Raw genomic sequence first — 17863 nt, forward strand, 5'->3', positions numbered from 1 at the left:
ATATTCAATAAAACTAACACCGATAAACACCGATAAACACCGATAAAATCTATCTCCCATCTGTGTGCATCTGTGTGCATCCGTGTTCGTAATTAAGAATTCTCCTGATTTTTGCAAGATATCTAGTGAACAGTTATCAGTTATTGATCACTGTTCACTGAATTTAACTCACGTTAAAGTGACATCCAATTCTATTTCTACTCCCCCACGCAACGCATTTGAAACAGGGCATCCCGCTTCGGCTTCTTGCGCGATTTGCTGAAATGTTTCTGCATCAATACCAGACACCTTTCCTTGAGTTTCTAGACGCATTTTGGTAATTTTAAAACCACCTGTTTGTTGCGGTTCAATTGTGCAAGTCGCCTGCGTTTGCACACTCTCTGGCTGGTATCCTTTTTCACTTAATGTAAATGCGAATGCCATACTGTAACAGGCAGCATGAGCAGCGGCTATCAATTCTTCTGGATTAGTGCCTGGGGAATTTTCAAACCTAGTTGCAAAGCTATAGGGAGTGTTTTGGAGTACTCCACTGCTAGCACTAATGTCTCCTTTGCCGCTTTTTAAGTTTCCATGCCATACGGCTTGTGCGGTACGCTTGAGGGCTGCCATACTCCCACGTCCTTGTAGCATTAAAAGAGCGACTTCATCGTAGTGCAATTAAATAGATAATGCATACCTCACTGGGTAGAAAAAAGAACGATGGTGAGTTAGCGATTCCTTCTAGCTTGAAAATAAGGCAGATGGCAGAAGGCAGATGGCAGAAGGGGTAAAAATTTTCATGGCAAGGTTGTGTACCAACGTTTATGAATGGCTGACTTGAAAGTAACCTCACCCCGGCTACGCCACCCCTCTCCGCGGGTTCGGAGAGGGGAACTCACCGGCCCCCACTCCCCCAAGGGAGTGGGGATTAGGGGAAGGGGGTCAGGTTTTTTCATGGCAAGGTTCGTGAAACTTGTTTCATAGGGACTACCCTCTCTCTGCCTTCTTAATAAGATAACTACATTACAGATTCAGGAAATTGCCGCTTCAAAGCAGGGAACACTGGACAAGGTGCTGAAGCTTGCAAATTTTCTGGTTTACTCCAAGTAAAAGGTGCTTTTTGAGCAGCAGACATCCACAACAAGCGTTTTGCTCTTGTGATAGCAACGTAGAGCAAACGATACTCTTCAGCTGTTTTCAGGTATTTTGCTTGCTCCCAAGCTTGGGTAACATCTGGTAAACTCGATTGATTGTGAAGTGCAGCGCGAATTTGGGCGCGGGCAACTTCTGATAGGGTAAAGTCTCCTAAAAACTGCCTTTGGGGAGGAACCCAAAAGCGACCGGGTATCAAGTTTTCATGCAGAAAGGGAATAAATACGTAGTCCCAGTCTAGCCCTTTGGCTTTATGCATGGTGATAATTGTTAATTGACCGCGACGGGTGTAACGGGCTTCTAAATCTTCTGTTTCTACGGGTTCAAATCTTTCGGAATTGACAATTTCACTCAGTATACCCAGCATGTTTGTCATGGAAGCATGACCAGCTATTTGCAAATTAACCCTTTCTGCAAGTTTGTCGGCAGTTGCTAGTTCTGCTTGGTCGTAATTTAAAGCCAAAGCTAAGAAGGAAATTAGCTGATACAGAGGTAGTTCCATGCGAGCACGTAGTAAACTGCGACACAAACGCGCGGCTTTTTGTACTGGTTCCGGTTGGGGTGGAGATAATGGACCTGGATACAAGAATTCTTCTGGTACAGAAGCAGGGGCGTTGAGGTCTTGAGTCGGAATTAACTGCCTTTCTACAAAGACTTCTAAGGCTGCTTTCAAATAGTCGGATGAATGGGGGCGATCGCAAAATTGCAGTAATGCTAAAATTTCCTGGGGTACATGGGAATGGCGATCGCGTTCTCCCACATCATAAAGTGTAATTTGATGCTCTTTACATACAGGTGTAAGTGCCTCTGCCAACCATCTACCTTGACGGTTTTCTCTAACTAAGATTGCTGCACTAAAAGAATTTGGCTCTTGAGTAAACAACTGAATTACTCTTTGAGATAGTAATTGTACCGTGTGATGAATATCACGCGGAGTATACAGTTCTAATCCCCGCCCTACTGGTTGAGGATTGGCATCGGCTTGAGGATCACCAGGGTCAACAAGGCGAATGGTTTGAGGACGGAAGGGCGAGGGGGAGGTGGGGGGAGTGTGAGGAGTGGGGGGAGTGTGAGGAGTGGGTTGATAGGCACTATTGACCCACTGCAAGACAAAATTGGCGGCATCAATGATGATTTTGGTGCTGCGACCTGCTTGATCCATTGTTGCCAAACGATTTTTGTGGTTGCAGTCTTCGCAAAACTCACGGAAATAAATCGGGTCTGCGGGGGTAAAGGTAGAGTTAATCGCTTGGTTGGGATCGCCGACACGAATTAAGTTGGGTTGGTCGGGGTTGTTGGGGTCGGTGGCAAGAATTTGTAGTAGTTTGGTTTGTAGTGGACTAGAGTCTTGGGCTTCGTCTTCAAAAACCGCAAACACTTGGTTTTGTTCGATTCTACGGGCGCTAGGATTTTCTAGTACTCGCAGTGCAGCTAAAATCATGTCGTCGTAGTCAATAAAGTCACGCGATCGCATTAAGTTTTGGTATTGCTCGTACAATCCCGCAGCAACAGTTAAAATTTCATAATTATCTATAGTTTGTTCACTTAAGCGTCGTAAATCTTCTGGCAATATTCCCGAACTTTTAGCTTCATGAATCACGGTTGTTGCTAAGTCTGGCAATACTTCTGTTCGCAATACTGACTGGCGACGCAATCTTTCTGTTTCTTCCCCGTCAAATTGCATACCTTCTAGTAAGCGAAAATAATGCCCTGGATGGCTAGCAATCCATTGTTCGACAGCAGTACGGATGAAGCGGTGACTCTGGGTTGGTGTAATTAATATGACATTATCTAATTGTAAGCCAGATAAATTCGGATGACGACTGGCAATATTCAAAGCCAGACCATGCAGAGTATGTACAACAAAACCTGTTTGAGGTAAAGATAAATCGTCACGCAAGTATTTGCGGATTTTTGCTTTAATATTAGCAACAGCAGAACGAGTAAATGTTACAACTACCAACTGTCGACGTTCAGACGAACGCGAAGAATTTGAACGCTGATACTGATGTGCGATCGCAATCGCCGCCGTCGCCGCCATTCCCGTAGATTTACCAGCACCTGGAACCGCAGAGACAGCCAATGGCCCAGAGTGCCAATCAGCCATTTGTTGCTGTCCGGGACGCAGACTATTACGAATGCTTAAAATCGCACTTTCTCTCAGAGAAGATGAGGGCGAGGAAGGATAAACTTCTATTGGATATGATTCTTGAGGCACTGGATATTTATTAGTTAGTTGTTGGTTGTTAGTAGGTAGAGATGCGAGGAACATCGCGTCTGTACTATAGTGGTTAGTGGTTGTTTTTTCTCCCCATCACCCCATCACCCCATCACCCCATCACCCCACCTCTCCAACACCTATTCATCTATCTGCCAAGAATCTTTTGTCAATTCTTCATCCAAAATTTTCTTAGGCAGAACAATCACAATCACTCGTCCCAATAGAGGTACTTCTGGCGCAGTTTCAAACCATTGAAAATCTAATTCTCCAGAGTTGTCTACTACAAAGTAGCTACCAGAGTTCCATTCCCGTTGGGCGCGATCAATAACTACCATGACTGGTTCTGGGTTACTTTTTGTTTGGCTGGGTAGGCGATCGCTATTACATAAAATCACCACAGGATCTTCTGCACCCAATATTGTTTGCCAACCCGGTAAGGGAACCCAAGCTTGTTCTCCAGCAAACTTAACGATGCGGAAAGGCTCCATTTCTTCTACTAGAGGAACTGCTTGTAGGTCTTTTGGTGTTAATGGTAACTCACCTACTACTGGTACGAGACGGGGTGTTTCTTCGGCTGATTGTGGTCTGTAAAAGGGGAGAGTGGGTTCTGGTTTTTTGGGTACGACTGTAAAATCTGTAAGTAGCTGTTCTATTTTTTGCCTACCAGTTTGCGTATGGGCAAACTTTAAGCCTTTGGCGATTAAACGCGATCGCGTTTGAAAATCTGAATTTTGACGGGCAAGTTTCCAACATTGATAAGCAACCGCATCTCCGGGATGCTGAGAAAAGCCCTCTGGAGGATTACGAAAACGAGAGAAATCTTTGATCGCTCTAGCAATCTCCCGTGCTTCGTCAGCATCAATTTTGTGTTGAAAGGTAAGTGTAGCAGCGGCGGCTCGTTCTTCTTGAGTCAGCAAGCGTAACTCGTACAAGATATCGCTACCACGCTGTTGATAATGAGAGATCACATCTTGTGATGCTCCTACTTTTTCTATAGAGTTGTAGACTTGTGCGCCGACAATCACCTGATTCTGTTGTACCGGCTCAAAGCCTGTAGCTTCAAAAATCGCTTGTGGACTGTAACCTGCTTTTTGTAGATAAGCGCAAGCTTGTCCCCATTCCACCCAGTTACCTTGTTTTTGTCGCAGTTTTAGTAGCAATTCTTGAGCTATGTCATTGTGATCGTTATTGTTGAGATTTTGAGCGTTGGGTGGTTGGTCAGTCATAAGCAATTAAAAATGAAAAATTAAAAACCGTAAAAATCGTTATTCGTAAATATGCTTATCAGTTACTGGGGTACAAATTAAATCAGTAATGATTTGCATATTTCAGCAGTTTCACGGCAAGTTGATCAACATAATTTTAAAATTTTTATGCCAAGTATCTATTTTAAGGCTGATGTCGTAGTTTCTCTATAGAAGAAAGATGGTGTTAACAGGTTACTGTAACCAATCCCCTCTAGATATAGGGCACTAGTAGTTTGGTCACACAAAATTTCCAGAGTTTATAGTAAGCATCAAGCGTGCTTCAATAAGTGCTGTCTTCGCTTACTAGAAAAATTGCAAAGTTAGTATGCCAAAACACTAGTCTCTTAGCTCTTTACACCTCTAACCACTTAGTAAAATTATGAGTTCTGAATAAAAATTATAAGACATAGATAAGATTAAATACGTAATTACACGTACGATGCTCAAAAGTGGAATTCTTTATCTTTCTACTTTTTACTCCTGGAAGCTGCTTCATGATTAATTTAATCAAATAGCAGTTACAAATGCTGATTTTATATTCTCAATCAGGCTTTGTATGGAATATAACAAAGTGATTAACAGTTAAAGGAATTATCTATGAATAACTCAATCCCCGAACTTGATAAAATACGTCGTCAATTGATGACTTTGGAAAAGCCAAAAAAGCAGAAAATTTTGGTGGTTGATGATGAGCCAGATAATCTGGATCTTTTGTATCGTACCTTCCGCCGAGATTTTCAAGTATTGAAAGCCGATAGTGGCATGAACGCTTTGCAAGTGTTAGCAGCCGAAGGGGAAGTTGCAGTAATTATCTCCGACCAGCGAATGCCAGAAATGAAGGGAACTGAATTTTTGAGCAAAACAGTACCTCAGTTTCCCAACACTGTCAGGATTATTCTCACAGGTTTCACTGATATTGAAGACTTAGTAGAAGCAATAAATGCTGGTCAGGTATACAAATATATTACAAAACCTTGGGATCCAGCAGAACTAAAAGCTGTGGTGCAAAGAGCCGCAGAAACCTATGATTTACTCAAGCAACGCACAGAAGAATTGCGTCGTGCTAATGCTCAAATGGCGCTGTTGACTGTTTTAGTGCAGGTTGCTCAACAAGCATCTAGTTTAGAAGCTATATTAAATCCCATTGCTACAGCTTTTGGTGAAAGTTTTAGCGCCGATGGCTGTATTTTGCAATTAGTCGAAAATGATAATCTGGTTACTACCCAAGGCAGTTACAGCAGTGGAGGTTCTGTAGAAAACTGGTTAGCAGTTGACCCATTGACTAGTGAAGCGATCGCCACTGGTCAAATGCAAGTCTCAGTTAATGTCCCCAAGGACGAAAAACTTGCTGGTGTAGCACACTATACAGACTCTGGTGTAGAAGCGCATTTAATTATCCCAATTACTTATGCAGGTAAAGTTTTAGCGGTGTTGTCTCTCCAGTGGAAAAAACCCTGCACATTACGAGAAGATGAACTCAAACTGATTCATTTATCAGCACAGCTAGTGGCAACTGTACTCAGTTGTACTCGTTACCATCAACCCGCTAGCGCTTGATTGTCAATAGTCAGGATAAGGGAAAGGGGAGGTGGGGAGATGGGGTGATGGGGTGATGGGGTGATGGGGAGTAGAGGAAACTAACCACTAACTACTAACTACTAACCAACAACCATCAACAAACAACCACTAACCCTTGACTATTGACCCTTGACCCTTGACCATTGACTATTGACCCTTGACCCTTGACCAATGTCTGACGAAATTCGCAATATCTTTGACCGTATCGCTCCCATTTATGACCAACTCAACGATTGGTTAAGCTTAGGACAGCATCGGATATGGAAAGAAATGACAGTAAAATGGAGTGAAGCCAAAGCCGGAGATACTTGTTTGGATTTGTGTTGTGGTAGTGGTGATTTAGCCTTCCGGTTAGCACGGCGTGTGGGTAAAAGTGGACAGGTGTACGGAGTAGATTTTTCGCCTGCACAGTTAGAAATCGCCAAAGAACGCTCTCAAAGTCAGTATCAAACTCCCCCCATCACCTGGGTAGAAGCAGACGTACTCAATTTACCCTTTGAAGACAACAAATTTGACGCCGCTACGATGGGCTATGGTTTACGAAATGTCACAGATATTCAGCGCAGCCTGAAAGAATTACACCGTGTCCTCAAAAAAGGCGCTAAAGCTGCAATTCTCGATTTCCATCGTCCCAAAAATTCGACTGTCCGCAGCTTTCAGCAATGGTATCTGGATCATCTGGTGGTGCCAATTGCTGAGCAGATGGGTTTAAAGGAAGAATATGCTTATATTAGTCCCAGCTTAGACCGCTTTCCCTCTGGAGAAAAACAAGTAGAAACAGCTCTTGCAGTTGGCTTTGCAACTGCCACACACTACCCCATCGCAAACGATATGATGGGAGTGCTGGTAGTCACCAAAATTTAGATATTAGATTGGAGAATGGGTAATGGGTAATGGGTAATGGGTAAGACTATTACTAATTACCAAATACCAATTACCAAATACCAATTACCAAATACGAAATCCTGTGGATTGGTCTCACCTTTGGCTGTACGTCTCTCCCCCCATCTTGGGTGGGGTAATTGGCTATTTCACTAATGATATAGCCATTAAAATGTTATTTCGTCCTTACCGAGCTATTTACATCAGTGGACGGAGAATTCCCTTTACACCTGGACTGATTCCCCGTAACCAAGAACGCCTTGCCAAAAATATCTCTGATACAATTATGGGGTCGCTGTTGACACCAGAAGAACTACAGAATCTAGCGCGGCGACTCCTACAAACAGAACGTGTGCAATCAGCGATTTTCTGGTTGCTGCAAATGGCAATTGATCAGGTAAAAGCAGATCGTGAGCAAAAAACTGCCAAAATTGTGGCAAATATTTTGCGGGATTTGTTAGGTGAATCGCTACCTCGTTTGTTGAAGGTTTTGGCACGACGGGAAGATTTTTTAGAAGCCCAGATCAATCAAATTTTTGACCAAGTTTTACTGGAATTTCAATTGAGCGAAGAACAAGCCTCTCGCCTAGCTGATTGGTTATTAGAAGTTGCCTTGCCACCCGATGTTATCCGACAAGCGATCATTAATTTTTTGACCGATCGCACAATTCAAACTATCGATGAAAGCTTTCGAGAAAAAACTAGTGGTACTTATTGGGTGGTGGCAAATTTATTTGGTTTACGTAATAGCTTAACCCGCTTGCGAACCTACTGTTTAGATGAAAAAGAAGCAACCAACCAACGTTTGCAGGAGTTGATTCAAGAATTACAAGTGCGCGATCGCATCAAAAAATTACTGCAAGAAATAGTGTTACAAAACTTGCCCGTAAGTACAGTTCGACAACTAAGAAAAACTACCCGCGAAAGCGTGCGTCAATACCTGCAAACACGTGGCAGTGAATTTTTACAAGGATTCAGTGACTCGATTAATTGGGAAAATATTGCTGTATTATTAGTTAATCGTCTCAGCAATTCTGCTGTTGTTAATAGTTCTTTAGAAGTCGTAAGTCTAGAATTGGCATTAGTATTAGAGCGATATTTGGAAAGAGATTTAGAAGCTATAGTTGCTCAAGTAATTCCGATTTTATCAATTGATCAGGTAATTATTGACCGTGTTAAATCAACTTCACCGGCTGATTTAGAAGCTGCTATTGAGGGAATTGTCAAAAATGAATTACAGGCAATTGTTACCTTAGGTGGAATTTTAGGTTTTATTGTGGGTTTATTTCAAACAGTATTTATATATTTGAGCCAATCATAGAGTTGGCAGTCTTACCAATTACCAAAGTTGGCGGGCTATTAGAACTCCTATCCCAGCTATACTTCGGAAACTTCCCACCAACTTTTTGCTAACTAAAGCACCTTTTTGAGAGCCTCTAACCAACGGTTAGCTATTTTCCATTCACCAGTATCATTAGGATGACACCCATCGAAAGTATCAGAGAGATTGAAACCAGTGTACTGATCCACAACCATTACAGGTGATTGATATGTATTGGTTTGGTTGGCAAGATTTGGAATCTGTGCATTAAATAATACTTTACGCTCCAAACTCCCGCAGGATGGAATAATTTCAGCCAGCAGTATCTTTACATATGGATTATAGTATCGAAGCTTTTGAATAATTCCACGTATATCCTCGATTGTACTCTCTGGGGTTTCTCCGCTGCCAAGATCATTTGTGCCTAGATGAATCAGCACTACATCTGGTCGAGTTGTGCTTGCCCATTCATCAATCTGGGCAAGTATCTGATCAGCCCGCCAACCACAGTGCCCCTCATTGTCTAAATCAAAATCCGGCAAAGAAGGAGGTCTACCACAATTAACTTGGAGTGAGCCAACAAAATCAACACTATAACCTGCATTGAGTAAGTAAAACCAAAGTAAGCGACGATAGCTGTTTTGACTTCCCTCTCCTCCAGTAATCGAGTCCCCAAGAGGCATGATTCGCGTACGACTATAATTTTGTGCAATTAAAAGTGGTTTTTTATTTTTGTTGATACCTAACGCTATCTGATTAAAAGTACTCTTACCTATTACTTCTAACGCCACAAACGTAACTACAATGCTTAAAGTTATCAACCACCAACGGCGCATATTGCTACCTCTTAAGTCAAGATATGCATTTAACTTGTCCTGTAGCGGTTGCTAGGAGAATGTGGAGGCAAAAATGGAGTATAAAAGTCTCCTAATTGCTGTACAGATGTGTAAATAAATATCTGTACAAAACAGAATTCTCTAAATATAATGCAACCTGATTATTCATTAATTTAACAAGATTATATAAAAGATTAGACATTACTATGAATATTAATTGGTTAGGCGATAATTAATGTTTTTATGCCAGTTACTGTACAGTTTTTGACTTCATATTTTCATATTTCATCTGTTAGTTAAAGAAGATTTAAAATTATTTTAATTTAGAAATAATTGAAGAAATCCTCAAAGAGTTTCCATCAAACTTTAATAAACCGCCGCCTCAAAACGCGCCGCTAAATCGATAATGTCTTGTTTGCGGACTATTTGTTCAATCCATTCTTGAATATACGCCATTTGCGGTTCATTCCCTTCTAAAAGAGATGCTGCTACACTGATGTAGATACCACAGGCTATTTGCGATCGCAGATGAGCGTGGGTAATGCATGAGACTTGATGCGATCGCTCTATTAATTCTGGAAAGGTTAAACTTTTGTGGTAATAAGCTATTGGCAAGATTCGCATCAAAGAATCATTACCATTACTGTTTTCGCTTTTTCCTCCTGCTTGTAAGGGTGGAGTACCTTGTTGTTTCCAATTTAATATTGCCGAAAAAGTCGTATTTCCAATATCAAACACCTCGCCGTGGGGAGTCCAATAACCTTCGTTGTACCAGCGCCAAAAAGAATTAGCGATCGCATCCAACGAGAACCCACTACAAAGACATTCTGCCAAGCAAAATGTCAGCGAACTATCATCAGACCAAGTTCCCGGTGGTACATCCCACGTACCGTAACCCAGCATCGACTTTACTGGTGATTTAATTCTTTCAGCACGGCTAGTGAATTCTACTGGTACACCTAGCGCGTCACCCACACATAAACCCATGAAACCGGACAAGGTTTTGGTTGTAATAGATATGAATAATCTCGATGATAATTATCACTACTTAACTTGATTAGGACTTACGCAAAAATCACGAAAAAGCTTAATTTATCGAACCGCCATAGACGCCAAGAACGCCAAGAGTTCATAGAGTGTGCGTAAGTCCTATTGATATAGTAGTCCACCACATTAATTATGATCAGCTGCAAGAACCCCGACTTTTTTAAAAAGTCGGGGTTCTGACCCCTGGTAAACCCCCAGAAATTATGTGATCGAGTACTAGCTTCGCAAAAGTTAAATAGGTGTCCTAGACATAACAATTATATTTAGATATATGATTTTTTGATAATCATATAGTTTGATATCTAAAAGACGCATACTTGTTAAAAATGTTCCTTGTTCAACTATTTTTTAATTTTGTGCCATTATAAAAACTGTCTACTTGATCTCTTAAAAATGTGATGAAATGAATTATTTACGTAACTATTATATTGCTAAAATTTGCTTTGTATTCTAATCTTGTGACTACTCTATTTCCCACATATTACTTCTACGGCGGCTTCCCAGAGGGTAATTTATTTCAGAGATAAAGTTTATGCTTTTTGATTTTTATGTAAACTGTCAATCATGCAATTTTTTATAAAATGTTTGGAACATAATTGTACTATTTTCGACATTACATATAAAAGCAACTTCTACAAAGCTTGGTCAAATATATGCAAAGATTTTTCAAGTCTTTTTTGGCATTTTCTGCTTTATCTTCTTTGGTAATTGCTCCTGTTTTTCTATCAATTGGTGCTGCTTCTGCTCAACCTGTTCCTATTAAAAAAGGTACAGATGCTAGCTACGTTGGTGCTGGTTTTGCTGCTGGTGTTACCAGTGGTGGACAAAACAATGATGATGCCACATTCGGTGGTAATGTTGCTGGTCGTTTGAAGCTTGGTAGTACTCCTTTCTCTGCACGCGGTCAGATCAACTTTAGTAGTGAGACGAGCGCTATCACCCCCTATGTTTCCGCTGACGTGGGTATCGCTAAAAACACTAATGCTTTTGTAGGTGTTGGTTATCAATTTGTGGAGTCAAACGGCAAACCAACACCTAGTGGTAACAAAGATGCTGTGGCAGTGGTTGCTGGTGTAGAATCTGAAGTTGCTAAAAACTTTCTCGTTTATGGTAATACCACTTTAGGAATTAATGCTTATGAAAATAGCTCTGCTTCTGCTGTAAGTATTAATGGTGGTATCGGCTATCGGTTTAAGTAGCTTGGTTGTTTGGTTAGCCAAAAAAAAATTGGAGAACGTAACAAATAACTGATAATTTATAAGTAACATTGCTGGGTTTGCTAAGTATTGTATTACTGAAAAACCCAGCTTTTTGTCGTGTTAAAATTAGACTATTCTTCTTATTGCCGACCGGATTACCGGGAAACAATTAGCCGAATGGGTGCTTCTAAAATTCACGCTTCGGCGCTTCCGATGCTTTCTTGAGAACACAATATAATTAGCAATGGTTAAATCCGCTCCTCTTCCCATCGCCAGCCGTAAGCCTTCTAAAGTAGAAGCAATCAAAGAACGCAGTAATTTTTTGCGTGAACCAGTCGCTACAGAAATTCTCCAGGATACAACGCATTTTAGCGAAGATGCGGTACAAATCCTCAAGTTTCACGGATCTTATCAACAGGATAACCGGGATAATCGGATAAAAGGGCAGGAAAAAGATTATCAGTTTATGCTGCGGACAAAAAATCCTGGTGGTTTTGTACCGCCGCAGTTATATCTGGCTCTAGATAAACTAGCTGATGAATATGGCAATCATACTTTGCGTGCTACCACCAGGCAAGGATTTCAGTTACACGGAATTTTAAAGAAAAATCTCAAAGCAGCGATCGCTGCTATTGTGACCAACATGGGTTCGACGCTGGGAGCTTGTGGTGACTTAAACCGCAATGTCATGGCTCCTCCAGCACCTTTTAAAAATAAAGCAGAATACCAGTATGCCTGGGAATATGCTGAGAATGTCGCTGAGTTACTCACACCACAAACAGGCGCTTACTACGAAATTTGGTTAGATGGCGAAAAAGCCATCAGTGGAGAAGAAAACCCAGAAGTCAAAGCAGCAAGAGAACGCAATGGCACTGGTACTATCTTCCACGACAAAGAAGAACCGATCTACGGCACATACTACATGCCGCGCAAATTCAAGGTTTGTGTCACGGTTCCTGGTGATAACTCAATTGATTTGTACAGCCAAGACCTCACCTTAGTGGTAATTACTGACAATGAGGGAGAATTAGCAGGATTTAATGTCTTTGCTGGTGGTGGTTTAGGACGTACACACAACAAAGAAGAAACTTTCGCCAGAGTTGCAGATGAAATTTGCTACGTGGCCAAAGAAGATGTTTATGATATGGTGAAAGCCATCGTTGCCACTCAAAGAGATTATGGCGATCGCACAGACCGTCGTCACGCCAGATTAAAATATCTAATCCACGATTGGGGCGTTGATAAGTTCCGGGCCATGGTGGAAGAATATTTTGGCAAACCCCTGGAACCTTTCAAACCTCTGCCACAATGGAAATATGAAGATTTCCTCGGTTGGCATGAACAAGGTGATGGCAAGCTGTTTTTAGGTATTTCTATCGACAACGGCCGGATCAAAGATGAAGGCGACTTCCAACTGAAAACCGCTTTACGGGAAATTGTCGAACAGTACAACTTGCCTATCCGCTTGACTCCTCACCAAAATGTGATTCTCTACGATATCGCACCCGAGAATAAACAAGCTATTGAAGAGACTCTCAATGGTTACGGTGTTGTCACCAATATTGATAGCATCGACCAGATTTTCCGTTACTCAATGGCTTGTCCAGCATTACCTACCTGCGGTTTAGCAATTACGGAATCAGAACGAGCTATTCCCGGAATTCTAGAACGGATTCGCGCTTTGTTGAATAAAGTGGGTTTACCAAATGAGCATTTTGTGGTAAGGATGACAGGATGCCCCAACGGTTGCGCTCGTCCGTATATGGCAGAATTAGGGTTTGTGGGTAGCGCTCCCGAAAGTTATCAGATATGGTTGGGTGGTTCGCCAGACCAAACTAGGTTGGCCAAGGCTTATATTGATAAGTTACATCATAATGATCTAGAAACTTTCCTAGAGCCAATTTTTGTGTACTTTAAAAAGTCACGTAAAAAAGGTGAAAGCTTTGGGGATTTTTGCGATCGCGTTGGGTTTGATGCAATTCGTAAGTTTAGCGAATCCTACAAATCGAAGATTGCTAAAGCTTTAAATGTTGGGCGTCATCGGATTACTGTCCGGGATGATATTTATGCTGTGCTGAAGAAAACTGCCCAAAGTCAAGGTAAGTCAATGACGGATGTGGTGGATGAAGCGTTAAAGCTTTACTTGAAGACAGAGTGATACAGATCCCCGACTTTTCTAAAAAGTCGGGGATCTTGTTAACTTACACTAGTCCTGAGTAACTATTTTTCAAAACCTGTTCTATTGAACCGAGTTTTTTGAAATCACTAATCATCATGCAAGCTTTTGTTTCTCGCTTGTTGAGCATGTCTTTTAGGGGTGCGAGTAAATTCACGTCTGGATCTTCCCCCAGTGCAACTTCCGCAGCTTGCAAAACTTGTGAAGCGATCGCGAAAATCTCTTGATTGTTAAATCCTTCTTTTGCAGAGATTTGATGTCTTTCAGCGTCTGGAATTATTGCTCTTCCTGGTAATGATGTATCTAAAACTAGACCTTTTAATAATGCCAGTAACGCAGCATAAATAGAAAAGTCATCACAACTATCAAATGATTTGAATTCTATTCTGCCGACTTCTGCGGGAATGCGTGCTATTTTTGTCAGCGAAGGAGTAGACTTAATTAACTGTTCAGGTTTTTCTACAAACACAATTGCTGCTGATCTTTTACCTGTTCTAATAAATGTCCTTACCGATAAACCTTCCCACAAATTACCTTGATAAAAAGGAGAACTAAAGCTAAAAGGAACAATATAAGGACTGTAATAAGTTAGCTTCTTAGCAATATCAATTAAACTTTCATAAGATAAACCAGGGAATGATAAATTTAAATCTGGGCCATAGCTTACCATAAAAATATGAGCAGTTTGTTCATCAGGGTTAGCCTGTAACATGCTGAGTTCATAATTATTGAGTGGAGGATCAGGCTGAAAAACTGTTTTATAGGGATTAAAACTAACTAAAATTGGCGATAAATCAAATTGTGCAGCCACTTGACGTAGCAAGCAAAAACTTTCTGACAATTCACTAATAGCAGTTTTAATATCAGGATTTATTGTTGTTCTGATTTCAATTCCTTTGGGAATACAATCTATAAGTTTTTGCGTGTCTTCTGCAAATCTCTCAAATCCTTCGATGTACCACCTTTTTTTTCTAATACCAGCATCTCCAATACATAATTGCTTTGAGTCGTTAGGGTATGTGGGTAGTCGTTCAATAATTTGATTAAAATCAGTAAATTTTGTACAAGAAAAATCAGCAAACTTTCCTTCTGCATTTAGGAAAGCAACTTCATGCTCAATTCCAAAATAAAACATTATTTATACCTTATTTTAAATTTTGATATTCTGGGGACTCAACCTAATTGAACTAAAGCCAAACGATACATATTTACTAAGGGCGGTATATAAGAAAACAAAAAGCGATTGATGAGAGAAAAACGCTTTAAATACTTCTTTGGTAAATCACTAAATCTACAAACCTCCAATATTTGATAGCGAGAATCCCAATTTTTGATTTTCTGGATATCAGAAATTCCCCAATCAAACTTGGCTGATGTGTATTTCAGGGAATCGTGGCGCTTTTGGTTTTTGACCATCAAAGGTGACATAGAATCAAAAGCAAACCATGAACCCGGAAACTCTTGCAAGAGGTTAGCAAAAAGCTGCTGTACTTGCTTTTCATTCAGATACATCAGCACACCTTCTGCTACAAACATACAACGTTGTACACCAATGGCTTTAACGCATTCAAACCAGTCTGTATCTAAACAAGAAGCGGTGATAAAATGACGACGTTCTGTTTCTGGAAAAAACTGCTGCCGCAATTGCATTGCATCTGGTAAATCTAAATCAAACCAGCGTACTTGTCCGTTATCTACCCGTTCAAAGCGCGTGTTTAATCCTGCACCAATCTCAACTACTGTACCTTGAGGGTATTTTTCTAGGTAAGTGCGTACCCACTTGTCTAGAATCATACCTCGCAAACAAGTACCTGTTTGCGAGTTTTTTGCAGTAGCAAATTTAGCAAAATCATAATCAATTGCTTCTAGAATCTTGACTGATTTAGGATCTACAATAATCGGCTCAGGTTGCTTGATTTCTGTAGCCCTTGCCCACAGGGTAATTAATAATGTTTCTTGGATAACACCAAGATTAACTTTAGTTTTGGTCATCAGTATCTATTAACTAACCCTTTTTAGAGAACTTAATTAAAAAAATTCTCAATAATCTTAACACACCAGAAAATGATAAAGAAGGGAAAGAGCGTTAGACATAGGAAAAATTAAAGGTGTAAATAAAATTACTATATAAAACAGATGAAAAGCTTATGATGTCAAGTCTCTCCTTCAGGCTTCTGCCTACAGTCTCCTGCTTTCTTGTACTAGGATGGATTTGGGAAAAGCTAGAGGCGTGAGTTTATGACAAGTGCCGTTCAATCTCCCTACAGTAGTGAACAAATAGCAGCATGGCTGCGTGGATTACTGACTATTGCTTGGGCAGATGGTGACTTTGACGACCAAGAACAAAAATTAATTGCCAGCATCACCAAGGATGAACTGGCTCCAGAGACAAAAGTAGAGTCTTTAGATGTTATTGAACCAGAGGAATTAGCTACTGTTTTAGGCAGTGGTACGCCAGCAGCAGAAAATTTCTTGCGTACAGCTGTGATGGTGGCGATCGCTGATGGTACATATTCTAAAAGCGAAGACTATCTTCTACACGAGTTGTGCAAGGCTTTGGGAGAGCCAGAGAACTTACTCGAGGCCCTGCGTCATACTTTAGAATTTCACCCAACAGAACCGGTAGAACAGCATCTAGAGACTCCTTTAGTCCTCGCACCTACAAAGCGGCAACTTGACGCATTACACCCAGTGCGCGAATGGTTAGATGGACTAGACATCGAAGATCCCAGAGTTGCCCGCTTTTTATGCAAAATGATTCCTTCCCAGTGTCCATTTGAGCGTGATGTGAAGTTATTTGGACACAAAGTCGTACATATCCCGCCGTTATGTAAACTTAATCCGCTTTATGATCAGCTAGTCGGTTTACGTTTCCGTGCCCTCTCCTATTTAGCAGATGAATGTGGTGAGGATGTTTCGGAATATATTTAGTTAATGGTTAGTAGTTAGTAGTTAGTAGTTAATTGTTAGTGGTTAATTGTTAGTGGTTAATTGTTAGTGGTTAATTGTTAGTGGTTAATTGTTAGTGGTTAATTGTTAGTGGTTGATGGCTAATAACAATGACCCCTTACCAATTACCCATTACCAATGACCCCTTACCAATTACCCATTACCAATGACCCCTTACCAATTACCCATTACCTACTAACTACTAACCACTATCTACTAACTACTAACAAATTACCAATTATGCAATTCATCGATCAAGCAGAAATTGAAGTAGCAGCAGGCAAAGGAGGCGATGGGATTGTTGCTTTCCGACGAGAAAAGTATGTACCAGCAGGTGGCCCATCTGGCGGTAATGGTGGCAAGGGCGGTTCGGTGCTTTTACGTGCTGTAGAAAGTCTGCAAACCTTACTTGACTTTAGATACAACCATCGTTTTCAAGCTGAAAATGGTTCTCGTGGTGGCCCAAATAATCGCACTGGGGCAAATGGCAAAGATTTAATTATTGAAGTTCCCTGCGGTACGGTGGTTTATGATGCCGAAACAGAGGAAATACTGGGGGATTTGGTAGAACCTGGGCAAGAGTTGCTAGTTGCCAAAGGTGGTAAAGGTGGACTGGGTAATCAGCATTTTTTGAGTAACCGTAATCGCGCCCCGGAGTATGCCTTACCAGGGTTGCCAGGAGAAGTAAAGCAGCTGCGTTTGGAGTTAAAACTTCTGGCAGAAGTGGGGATTATTGGTTTACCAAATGCTGGAAAATCCACTTTAATATCTGCTTTATCAGCAGCACGTCCCAAAATTGCTGACTATCCCTTCACTACTCTTGTACCTAATTTGGGTGTGGTACGCAAACCCAATGGTGATGGTACAGTTTTTGCTGATATTCCAGGATTAATTGCCGGTGCTTCCCAAGGGGCAGGTTTGGGACATGATTTCTTGCGCCATATTGAACGTACGCGAGTGCTGTTGCACTTAATTGATGCTACTAGTGAAGATGCGATCGCAGACTATAAAATCATTCAACAAGAATTGCAGGACTACGGCAGGGGTTTATCAGATCGTCCACAAATTTTAGCTCTCAACAAAATCGACGCCGTAGATAAGGAAAGTGTAGATTTAGAAGCATTGGCAACACAACTGAATCATCTTTCCCACGCCCCAGTATTCTTAATTTCTGCTGTTACTGGTACTGGTTTAGAGCCAATGCTACAAGAAATTTGGTCAGTGCTAGAAACAATTTAATTAAGTAAAAAAATCTGAGGTATAAAATATGACTACC

The 17863-nt window shown here is 41.0% G+C and carries 13 protein-coding genes and 1 pseudogene; 7 read left to right on the forward strand and 7 right to left on the reverse strand.

Annotation, left to right across the window (positions count from 1 at the left end; all coding sequences use genetic code 11):
* Positions 1-168: 168 nt before the first annotated feature.
* The 3 genes from UYI_RS0110235 to UYI_RS0110245 form a co-directional block, all read right to left on the reverse strand.
* Positions 169-657, reverse strand: coding sequence for an OsmC family protein (locus UYI_RS0110235; RefSeq protein ID WP_235147932.1), 489 nt, complete (start codon positions 655-657; stop codon positions 169-171).
* Between the two features lie 340 nt (positions 658-997).
* The gene (locus tag UYI_RS0110240) at positions 998-3403 is read right to left on the reverse strand and encodes an ATP-dependent helicase (RefSeq protein WP_016866569.1); all 2406 of its coding nucleotides are present in this window, start codon (positions 3401-3403) and stop codon (positions 998-1000) included.
* Between the two features lie 86 nt (positions 3404-3489).
* The gene (locus UYI_RS0110245; protein ID WP_016866570.1) at positions 3490-4578 is read right to left on the reverse strand and encodes a RuBisCO accumulation factor 1; all 1089 of its coding nucleotides are present in this window, start codon (positions 4576-4578) and stop codon (positions 3490-3492) included.
* A gap of 618 nt (positions 4579-5196) precedes the next feature.
* Between UYI_RS0110245 and UYI_RS0110250 the strand changes: the two genes are divergently transcribed.
* From UYI_RS0110250 to UYI_RS0110260, 3 genes are all read left to right on the forward strand, one after another.
* Positions 5197-6156, forward strand: coding sequence for a response regulator (locus tag UYI_RS0110250; protein ID WP_016866571.1), 960 nt, complete (start codon positions 5197-5199; stop codon positions 6154-6156).
* A 192-nt stretch (positions 6157-6348) separates the two neighbouring features.
* The gene (ubiE, locus tag UYI_RS0110255; protein ID WP_016866572.1) at positions 6349-7041 is read left to right on the forward strand and encodes a bifunctional demethylmenaquinone methyltransferase/2-methoxy-6-polyprenyl-1,4-benzoquinol methylase UbiE; all 693 of its coding nucleotides are present in this window, start codon (positions 6349-6351) and stop codon (positions 7039-7041) included.
* A 103-nt stretch (positions 7042-7144) separates the two neighbouring features.
* On the forward strand, positions 7145-8380 hold the full coding sequence (locus tag UYI_RS0110260) for a DUF445 domain-containing protein (protein ID WP_016866573.1): 1236 nt from the start codon (positions 7145-7147) through the stop codon (positions 8378-8380).
* A 92-nt stretch (positions 8381-8472) separates the two neighbouring features.
* Here UYI_RS0110260 and UYI_RS0110265 read toward each other — a convergent pair whose 3' ends face one another.
* Complete coding sequence (locus UYI_RS0110265) at positions 8473-9216, reverse strand: SGNH/GDSL hydrolase family protein (protein ID WP_016866574.1); 744 nt, start codon at positions 9214-9216, stop codon at positions 8473-8475.
* A gap of 441 nt (positions 9217-9657) precedes the next feature.
* A pseudogene (locus UYI_RS0110270) lies at positions 9658-10203 on the reverse strand (ADP-ribosylglycohydrolase family protein); the annotation flags it as partial.
* A gap of 713 nt (positions 10204-10916) precedes the next feature.
* Here UYI_RS0110270 and UYI_RS0110275 point away from each other — a divergent pair.
* Positions 10917-11462, forward strand: coding sequence for an outer membrane beta-barrel protein (locus tag UYI_RS0110275; RefSeq protein ID WP_016866576.1), 546 nt, complete (start codon positions 10917-10919; stop codon positions 11460-11462).
* Positions 11463-11706: 244 nt separating this feature from the next.
* On the forward strand, positions 11707-13620 hold the full coding sequence (gene sir, locus UYI_RS0110280; RefSeq protein ID WP_016866577.1) for a sulfite reductase, ferredoxin dependent: 1914 nt from the start codon (positions 11707-11709) through the stop codon (positions 13618-13620).
* Between the two features lie 43 nt (positions 13621-13663).
* Here sir and UYI_RS0110285 read toward each other — a convergent pair whose 3' ends face one another.
* Together UYI_RS0110285 and UYI_RS0110290 are read right to left on the reverse strand one after the other, a co-directional pair.
* The gene (locus UYI_RS0110285) at positions 13664-14773 is read right to left on the reverse strand and encodes a hypothetical protein (protein WP_016866578.1); all 1110 of its coding nucleotides are present in this window, start codon (positions 14771-14773) and stop codon (positions 13664-13666) included.
* A gap of 38 nt (positions 14774-14811) precedes the next feature.
* The gene (locus UYI_RS0110290; RefSeq protein WP_016866579.1) at positions 14812-15630 is read right to left on the reverse strand and encodes a class I SAM-dependent methyltransferase; all 819 of its coding nucleotides are present in this window, start codon (positions 15628-15630) and stop codon (positions 14812-14814) included.
* Between the two features lie 246 nt (positions 15631-15876).
* Here UYI_RS0110290 and UYI_RS0110295 point away from each other — a divergent pair, with 246 nt between their 5' ends.
* Together UYI_RS0110295 and obgE are read left to right on the forward strand one after the other, a co-directional pair.
* Positions 15877-16569, forward strand: a complete 693-nt coding sequence (locus UYI_RS0110295) for a Mo-dependent nitrogenase C-terminal domain-containing protein (protein ID WP_016866580.1) — start codon at positions 15877-15879, stop codon at positions 16567-16569.
* Between the two features lie 258 nt (positions 16570-16827).
* On the forward strand, positions 16828-17826 hold the full coding sequence (gene obgE / locus UYI_RS0110300; protein ID WP_026085872.1) for a GTPase ObgE: 999 nt from the start codon (positions 16828-16830) through the stop codon (positions 17824-17826).
* Positions 17827-17863 lie beyond the last annotated feature (37 nt).

Origin of the sequence: Fischerella muscicola PCC 7414, from assembly GCF_000317205.1 — a bacterium.
Taxonomy (GTDB): domain Bacteria; phylum Cyanobacteriota; class Cyanobacteriia; order Cyanobacteriales; family Nostocaceae; genus Fischerella; species Fischerella muscicola.